Origin of the sequence: Achromobacter xylosoxidans (assembly GCF_002192695.1) — a bacterium.
GTDB lineage: Bacteria > Pseudomonadota > Gammaproteobacteria > Burkholderiales > Burkholderiaceae_B > Achromobacter > Achromobacter xylosoxidans_C.
Map to the genome: position 1 here is coordinate 1 of NZ_MTLG01000102.1, position 8,094 is coordinate 8,094.

The following is an 8,094-nucleotide window of genomic DNA, read 5'->3' on the forward strand; positions in this document are numbered from 1 at the left end:
GACCTCTTGCATGCCATGCAAGCGCTCTCCCAGCTGAGCTATACCCCCGTCTTTCTAATCAATCCGTTCAACGTTTTACGAAACCGAACACACGTTTTATCGAGTGCTTTTTCGTAGTTCGTTGCCGGTTTTGTTTAGTGCCGTTGGCGAAGAAACGAGATTATGCACGAACTAAATATGGTGTGCAAGTCGCTTCGCGGCAAAAAGCCAAAAAGTTGTGAAAAAAAGGGGGCGGGAAGGCATTTTTGGCCGGATTTTGCGCTTTTCTTGCTCAGGGCCGGCACAGGCGATTGGTGCGGAAATCAAGTAAATCAAAGACTTGTGAGAGTGCTATCGTGGGCGGAAAATTTTTTCGCAGATCCGGAAGATTTTTTGCGCCGGACCCGCACACACGGACATCGCCATGAGCAGCAAGACTTCGTTCCCCACGCGCCCGCTGGGCCAGAGCGGCATGGACATCACCCGCATCGGGCTGGGCGCCTGGGCCATCGGCGGCAATGGCTGGGCGGTGGGCTGGGGGCCGCAGGACGACGCCGAATCGGTGGCCGCGATCCGTCGCGCGGTCGAGCGCGGCATCAACTGGATCGACACCGCGGCGGTGTACGGCCTGGGACATTCCGAGGAAATCGTGCGCCGCGCGCTGGCGCAGATGGCGCCGGATGCGCGGCCCTACGTGTTCACCAAATGCGGCCTGACCTGGTCCGCGGAGCAGCCGCAGGCGATGCCGCGGCGCACGGGCGCGACGGCCAGCATCCGGCGCGAAATCGAGGACTCGCTGCGCCGGCTGGGCGTGGAGCGCATCGATCTCTACCAGATGCACTGGCCGGCGGGCGACGGCACGCCCTTGGAGGCGTACTGGCAGGAACTGCTGGACCTGAAGCGGGAGGGCAAGGTCAGGGCGGTGGGGTTGTCCAACCACAACCTCGCGCAATTGCAGCAGGCCGAAGCGCTGGGCCATGTGGATACGCTGCAGCCGCCGTTCTCGGCCATCCAGCGCGCGGCGGGCGCGGACTTGATTCCGTGGTGCGAGCGGAACGGGACCGGGGTGATCGTCTACAGCCCGATGCAGTCGGGCCTTTTGACTGGCAGCTTTAGCGTGGAACGCGCCCGCGCCTTGCCGGCGGACGACTGGCGCGCGCGCAACGCGGAATTCACCTCGCCCGGCATCGAGCGCAACCTGGCGCTGGCCGATGCGTTCAAGCCCATCGCCGAACGCCATGGCACCACGGTGGCGGCGGTGGCCGCGGGCTGGACCTTGGCCTGGCCGGGCGTGACGGGCGCCATCGTCGGCGCCCGCAGCGCGGCTCAGGTGGATGGCTTGCTGGGCGCGGCGTCGCTCGAACTGGATGTCGAGGACCTGGACGCCATCGCGGACGCGATCGAGCGCACCGGCGCCGGGACCGGGCCGCTGCGCCCGCCCGAAGAAAGCGGCGCGCTGCCGGCCAATCTGTTCGCCTGAAGGCGCCTCAGGCGCGGCGCGTCTTGCGGCCGCTGCCGACCGCTGCGATCAGCGCCAGGCCGATCAGGGCCAGCGCGGTCTTGTCGCCAAAGCGGGCGTAGGGCGTCAGCCCCGTCATGCCTTGCACGGCCACCGGCAGCACGCCGGCCTGCAGCGGCGCGAGCTGGGCGGCCACGCGGCCCTTGGCGTCGATGGCCGCGGTAATGCCGGTGTTGGTGGAGGTCAGCATGGGCCGTGCCGTTTCCATGGTGCGCAGGCGGCCGATCTGCAGATGCTGGCGCAAGGCCCAGGAATCGCCGAACCAGCCCAGGTTGCTGACGTTCACCAGTATCGTCGCGCCCGGTTCGCCGTTGGGGCCGGGCTGCAGCGCGGGCAGCAGGTCCGGGCCGAACAGGTCTTCGTAGCAGATGTTGAACGCGATGTGCTGGCCGCCGACGGCGAAGGGCGTCTGGCGCACCGCGCCGCGGTCGAAGTCGCCCAGCGGAATGTTCAGCATGTCCACGAACCAGTGGAAGCCGGGCGGCACGTATTCGCCCCAGGGCACCAGGTGGCGCTTGTCGTAGCGCATGGCGGTGGTGCCGGCCACGAGCTGTTCGACCGGCGTATTGCCGTCAAAGCCCATGACGCTGTTGGTGTAGCGGTCGCGGCCGTCGACGCGGTCGTGCAGGGGCACGCCCATGGCGATGGTGGTATTGCGCTGGGCGGCCAGGTCGCGCCAGACAGCCCAGACGCGCGGATCGAGCTGGTTCTGGAAGATGGGCAGCACGGTTTCCGGCAGGATGATCAACTGCGGCGCGGGCACGCCCGGCGCCGGCGGCATGGCCGCCAGGTCCAGATGGCGCGTCAGGCTCTGGTCGAGCAGGGCGGGGTCGAATTTCTGGGATTGTCCGATGTTGCCTTGGACCAGGCGTACGTTCAGCGGATCGCCGGACGGGGTGGACCAGTCGATGCGGGACAGCGGCCAGCCAGCGGCCGCCAGGGCCAGCGCGATGCCGGCGGCCAGGGCGTGGCGCGAGCCCGTACCGCTTTTGCGCGAGGGCTGCCAGAGGCTTGCAATGGCAGCGGCGACGAAGGCGGCCAGGAAGGCCATGCCATGCACGCCGAGCAGCGGCGCCCAGCCGGCGATGGGGCTGTCGACCTGCGCGTAGCCGATGTTGAGCCAGGGGAAGCCCGTGAGCAGCACGGCGCGCAGCCATTCGAACGCGGCCCACATCGCGGCCCAGGCCAGCGTGCCCGACAGGATGCGGGCGGGCGGCGAATCAGAGGCCAGCGGCGCGTAGCGGCGCGCCAGCGCGCTGGCGGTAGCGGGGAACAGCGCCAGGAAGGCCGACAGCGCCAGCACCGCGGCCACGGCCAGCGGCGCGGCCAGGTCGCCGTAGCGGTGCAGGCTGATGAAGATCCAGTACAGGCCCAGCGCATAGCTGGCGAAGCCGAACAGCCAGCCGCGCAGCCAGGCCTGCTTCGCCGTGGGCGCGTACAGGGTGACGCGCGCGGCGATGGCCAGCATCAGCACCTGGGTGATCGCCAACGCCCAGTCCGGCAAGGGGCCGGGCGAGAAAGTCAGGGCGTGCGCGGCGCCCGCCAGCACCAGGCCGGCGGCGCCGCGCAGGGTACGGCTGCGCGGGGTTTGGGTCATGCTTCGTCGGAAGGGCGGGAGGCTTGGGACGGGGCGTTGCGCTTGACGCGCAGCCAGATGGCGCGGCGCGCGTCGCCGCGGGCCACTTCCAGGCGCAGGCCGTCGAATTCGGCGGTGTCGCCGCGGCGCGGGATGCGGCCCAGTTGTCCGCCCATCCAGCCGCCGACGCTGTCGTATTCGTCGTCAGGCAACTGGCAGCCGAACACTTCGTTGAAATGCGAGATGTCGGTGGCGGCCAGGACGCGCCACTGGTTCTCGCCTTCGGGGAAGATGGAGTCTTCCTCGGTTTCGTCGAATTCGTCCTCGATGTCGCCGACGATCTGTTCCAGCACGTCTTCCATCGTGACCAGGCCGGAAATGCCGCCATGCTCATCGATGACGATGGCTTGGTGGTTGCGGCTGGCGCGGAACTCGTGCAGCAGCACGTTCAGGCGCTTGGATTCGGGGATGAACACGGCGGGCCGGACCAGCGAGCGCACTTCGATGCCGGGTTCCAGCATGCAGCGCAGCAGATCCTTGGCCAGCAGGATGCCGATGATGTTGTCGCGGTCGCCTTCGTAGACGGGGAAGCGCGAGTGCGCGGTCTCGATGACGGAAGCCACCAGGTAGGGGATGGGCTGCGTGACGTCCAGCAGGTCCATGCGCGAGCGCGGGACCATGATGTCGCCCACGGTGCCTTCGGACACGGCGAGCGCGCCCTTGATCATCTTGTAGGATTCCGCGTCGAGCAACTGGCGTTCGTGCGCGGCTTCCAGAACGGCCTTGATGCCTTCGCGGTCCTCGGGCTGGCGGCGCACAAGGGAAAGCAGGCGGTCTAGAAGGGATTTGGTGGCGGGTTTGGCTGAGCGAGCAGGAGTCGCTTCGGGAGCAGGGTAAGGGTCAGACATCGTCCGGGAGGACAAGTTATGGAGGGGCCAGCATAACCGATACTGGCCTGCAAATTGTAACGGCGGCCCCCAAAATGAGGGGAACCGCCGCCATCTGCGCCTTGCTGTACGCCATTTTCGGGCAATTTCTCAGGGTTGACCCGAGGGGCGCGGCGTCAGGCGGCTACGTAAGGATCGGCGATGCGCATGGCGGCCAGCGTGGCGGTCTCCAGGGCTTCCATGCGCTTGGCGTCGCGGGCCTTGATGTGGTCGTAGCCCAGCGCGTGCAGCACCCCGTGGATGGTGAGGTGGGCGGCGTGGTCCAGCAGCGCCTTGCGCTGCTCGCGGGCCTCGCGCACCAGCACCGGCACGCACATGACGATGTCGCCGCGTGCAACGCCCAGCGGATCGACGCCGTATTCGAAGGTCAGCACATTGGTGGCGTAGTCGCGGCCGCGGAAGTCGCGGTTCAGGCGCCGGCCCTCGGCCGCGCCCACCAGGCGCAGGCTCAGCTCGGCGGCCGAGAACGCCACCAGGCCGTCCTCGGCTGCGCCCGCCAGCGCGCGTTCGGCCCAGCGGCGCAGGCGCCAACGGGGCAGGCGAGCTTCCTCGACGCCGTACTGCACGGACAGGGACAGTTCAGGCTTCATCTTCGGCGGCGCGGTCGTAGGCGTCGACGATGCGCGCCACCAGGGGATGGCGCACCACGTCTCGGCTGGTGAATCGGGTGGTGGCGATGCCCTGCACGTCGTGCAGCACCTTCACCGCATGCGCCAGGCCGCTGTCCTGGCCGCGTGGCAGGTCCACCTGGGACGGGTCGCCGGTGATGACGGCCTTGCTGCCGAAGCCGATCCGCGTCAGGAACATCTTCATCTGTTCCGGCGTGGTGTTCTGCGCCTCGTCCAGGATGACGAAGGCGTGGTTGAGCGTGCGGCCGCGCATGTAGGCCAGCGGCGCGATCTCGATGGTCTGCTTTTCGAACAGGCGCTGCACCTTCTCGAAGCCCATCAGGTCGTACAGTGCGTCGTACAGCGGGCGCAGATACGGGTCGACCTTCTGCGCCAGATCGCCGGGCAGAAAACCCAGGCGCTCGCCGGCCTCGACCGCGGGGCGCGTCAGCACCAGGCGCTGCACGGTGTCGCGCTCCATCGCGTCGATGGCGCAGGCCACGGCCAGCCAGGTCTTGCCGGTGCCGGCGGGGCCGACGCCGAAGGTGATGTCGTGCTTGAGAATGTTGTTGAGGTAGTCGCGCTGGCGCGGCGTGCGCGGACGCAAGTCGCTGCGCTTGGTGCGCAGGGCGATGCTGTCGCTTTCGTCGTCCAGGGCGGGCAGCGGGTCCGCTTCGCGGGCCTGCTCTTCCTTCAGCTTTTCTTCCTGCCGGCCGACGCCGATCTCGACCAGTCCCAGCTGGATGTCGTCGACCGACAGGGCGCGGTGCACGGCCTGTTCATGGAAGCGGCGCAGCACCCGGCTGGCCAGTTCCGCCAGTTCGCCTTCGATGGTGACGCGGCTGCCGCGGCGCGACAGCTTGACGTTCATGCCGTCGGCCAGCTGCCGCAGGTTCTCGTCCAGCGGGCCGCAGAGGTTGGCCAGATGGGTGTTGTCGCCGTCCAGGGTGACGACGATGGGCATGCTGCGGCGGGCGCGGGAGCGGGGAGTGGTCATTCGGCCTCTTGGGGAGTACGGTCCACGTCGGCGACCCGGGCGCGCAGCGAATTGGTGTGCGCTTCGGTGATGATGACGTCGACCATTTGTCCGATGAGCCGCGCGGGCGCGGCGAAGTTCACGATGCGGTTGTTCTCGGTGCGGCCCATCAGTTCGTTCGGGTCGCGGCGCGAGGGGCCTTCCACCAGCAGGCGCTGGCGGGTGCCGACCATGTTGCGGGCGATCGTGGCCGCCTGCTCGTTGATCAGCGCCTGCAGGCGCTGCAGGCGGCGCAGCTTCACGTCCTGCGGCGTGTCGTCGTGCAGGTCGGCGGCGGGCGTGCCCGGGCGGCGCGAATACACGAACGAGAACGAGGTGTCGAAGCCGACGTCCTCGATCAGCTTCATGGTTTTTTCGAAGTCTTCCTCGGTTTCACCGGGGAAGCCGACGATGAAGTCCGAGGACAGCGTCAAGTCGGGGCGGGCGGCGCGCAGGCGGCGCACCACCGACTTGAATTCCAGGGTGGTGTAGCCGCGCTTCATGCCGGCCAGCACGCGGTCGCTGCCGGCCTGCACCGGCAGGTGCAGGAAGGACACCAGCTTGGGCAGGCGGGCGTAGGCGTCCACCATGCGCTGGGTCATTTCCTTGGGGTGCGAGGTGGTGTAGCGGATGCGCTCGATGCCGGGGATTTCGTGCACGTATTCCAGCAGCATGGCGAAGTCGGCGATCTCGTCGCTGTCGGTCATACGGCCGCGGTAGGCGTTGACGTTCTGGCCCAGTAGCGTCACTTCCTTCACGCCCTGGTCGGCCAAGTCGGCCACTTCGATCAGCACGTCGTCGAAGGGGCGCGAAACTTCCTCGCCGCGCGTGTAGGGCACGACGCAGAAGCTGCAATACTTGCTACAGCCTTCCATGATGGAGACGAACGCCGTGGCGCCGTCCACCCGGGGCGGCGGCATGTTGTCGAACTTTTCGATCTCGGGGAAGCTGATGTCCACCTGCGAGCGGCCTTCGTCGCGGCGGCGCTTGATCAGGTCGGGCAGGCGGTGCAGCGTCTGCGGGCCGAACACCACGTCCACGTAGGGAGCGCGCTTGACGATGGCCTCGCCTTCCTGGCTGGCGACGCAGCCGCCCACGCCGATCACCAGGTTGGGATTGGTCTTCTTCAGGTGCTGCACGCGGCCCAGGTCCGAGAACACCTTTTCCTGCGCCTTCTCGCGCACCGAACAGGTGTTGAACAGGATGACGTCGGCGTCTTCCGGGTTGTCGGTGAGTTCCAGGCCCTGGTCGCCGCGCAGCACGTCGGCCATCTTGTCCGAGTCGTACTCGTTCATCTGGCAGCCAAAGGTGCGGATGTAGAGCTTGCGGGGGGAGCCGGCGTCGGCGGCGGGGAGGGCGGCGCTGGCGCCGTCGTGCGCGGCATCGGCGCGCTTGAGGGTGGTTTCTTGCATGATGGTCGCCGTGACGGGTGTAGATCCCGGGGGCAGAAAGGTAGGAAACCCGGGATTTTAACCCTTGCCCGAATTTGCTTCTTGGTCTGGCGCGTCCAGGCCGTTACGATAGCGTGCTGGGCCGATCTCGCGGCCCAGGAATATTTCTCATTTCCGTGTAGCGGTACCGATGAACACCAATCCCCTGACGCCTTCGGCGGCCGCTCCCGTGACTGACGCCGCGGCGGGCCAGTCCGATTCCGCGCAGTTCCGCAATCCGTTTTCCGCGCTGACCTGGGTGCTGCTGGGCTGCGCCCTGGCGCTGGCCGCCGGCGCCTGCGCGCTGTGGGTGGACCTGCCGCTGGCCGTGTGGATCAAGCAGTCGGTCTCCGAGGGCGTGAACGAATCCTTCGAATGGATCGGCGAACTCGGCGAAAGCGGCCCCTATATCGGCGTGGCGCTGGCCTTCTACGTGATCGGCCTGGTCGGCCTGGCGCGCGGCTGGCGCAACCCGGTGCGCATGAGCTACGCCAGCATGGCGCGCGGCAGCCTGCTGATGCTGTCGACGATGGCGGTGGGCGGGCTGGTGGTGCTGGTGCTCAAGCGTTCGGTGGCGCGGGCGCGTCCCGAGCTGTTCTTCGAGAAGGGCATCTACGGGCTGGGCGAGTCGTTCTCGCGCGTGCAGCTATACAACTCCTTTCCCTCCAGCCACACCTATGCGGCTTTTGCCGTGGCGGTGACGCTGGGCATCCTGGCGCCGCGCTGGCGCTGGGTCTTTCTGCTGCTGGCGGTGCTGGTGGCGATGAGCCGGCTGGTCAATCTGGACCACTATCTGTCCGATGTAATGACGGCCGCGGGCATCGCGGTGCTGGTCGGACACGTGCTGGCGCCCCGCGTGCTGGGCGCCGGGTATCAGTGGCCCCTGCGCTCGCCTTGGCGCTGGTGGAAAAAGTAAGGTTTGCTGTTGCTGTTGCTGTTGCTGACGTTGGCTAGTGCTTCGTAGGTCGCCCATCGTCGCGGGCGGCGTGGCGGCTCGCGCCCACGATTGCGGTCCGGAGC

At 67.6% G+C, this 8,094-nt stretch carries 7 protein-coding genes; 2 read left to right on the top strand and 5 right to left on the bottom strand.

The annotated features are described in order from the left end of the window. Positions 1–403 precede the first annotated feature (403 nt). Complete coding sequence (locus BRO63_RS24510; RefSeq protein WP_088142293.1) at positions 404–1,459, top strand: aldo/keto reductase; 1,056 nt, start codon at positions 404–406, stop codon at positions 1,457–1,459. 7 nt (positions 1,460–1,466) lie between these two features. On the opposite strand, the gene lnt is transcribed toward BRO63_RS24510, so the two are convergent. From lnt to miaB, 5 genes are all read right to left on the bottom strand, one after another. Then, complete coding sequence (lnt, locus tag BRO63_RS24515; protein ID WP_088142294.1) at positions 1,467–3,095, bottom strand: apolipoprotein N-acyltransferase; 1,629 nt, start codon at positions 3,093–3,095, stop codon at positions 1,467–1,469. Then, entirely contained in the window at positions 3,092–3,982 is an 891-nt protein-coding gene (locus tag BRO63_RS24520; protein WP_088142295.1) for an HlyC/CorC family transporter, read from the bottom strand. The genes lnt and BRO63_RS24520 overlap by 4 nt, the downstream gene beginning before the upstream one ends. Before the next feature lie 155 nt (positions 3,983–4,137). Further along, positions 4,138–4,611 (bottom strand): rRNA maturation RNase YbeY, encoded by a 474-nt coding sequence (gene ybeY / locus BRO63_RS24525; protein WP_088142296.1) that lies wholly within the window; start codon positions 4,609–4,611, stop codon positions 4,138–4,140. Then, positions 4,601–5,626 carry a PhoH family protein gene (locus tag BRO63_RS24530; protein WP_088142297.1) on the bottom strand — a complete coding sequence of 342 codons (1,026 nt, stop codon included), beginning with the start codon at positions 5,624–5,626 and terminating at the stop codon, positions 4,601–4,603. The genes ybeY and BRO63_RS24530 overlap by 11 nt, the downstream gene beginning before the upstream one ends. Next, entirely contained in the window at positions 5,623–7,056 is a 1,434-nt protein-coding gene (gene miaB / locus BRO63_RS24535; protein WP_088142298.1) for a tRNA (N6-isopentenyl adenosine(37)-C2)-methylthiotransferase MiaB, read from the bottom strand. The genes BRO63_RS24530 and miaB overlap by 4 nt, the downstream gene beginning before the upstream one ends. A gap of 169 nt (positions 7,057–7,225) precedes the next feature. On the opposite strand from miaB, the gene BRO63_RS24540 reads away from it, so the two are divergent. Beyond that, on the top strand, positions 7,226–7,990 hold the full coding sequence (locus BRO63_RS24540) for a phosphatase PAP2 family protein (protein WP_088142299.1): 765 nt from the start codon (positions 7,226–7,228) through the stop codon (positions 7,988–7,990). Positions 7,991–8,094 lie beyond the last annotated feature (104 nt).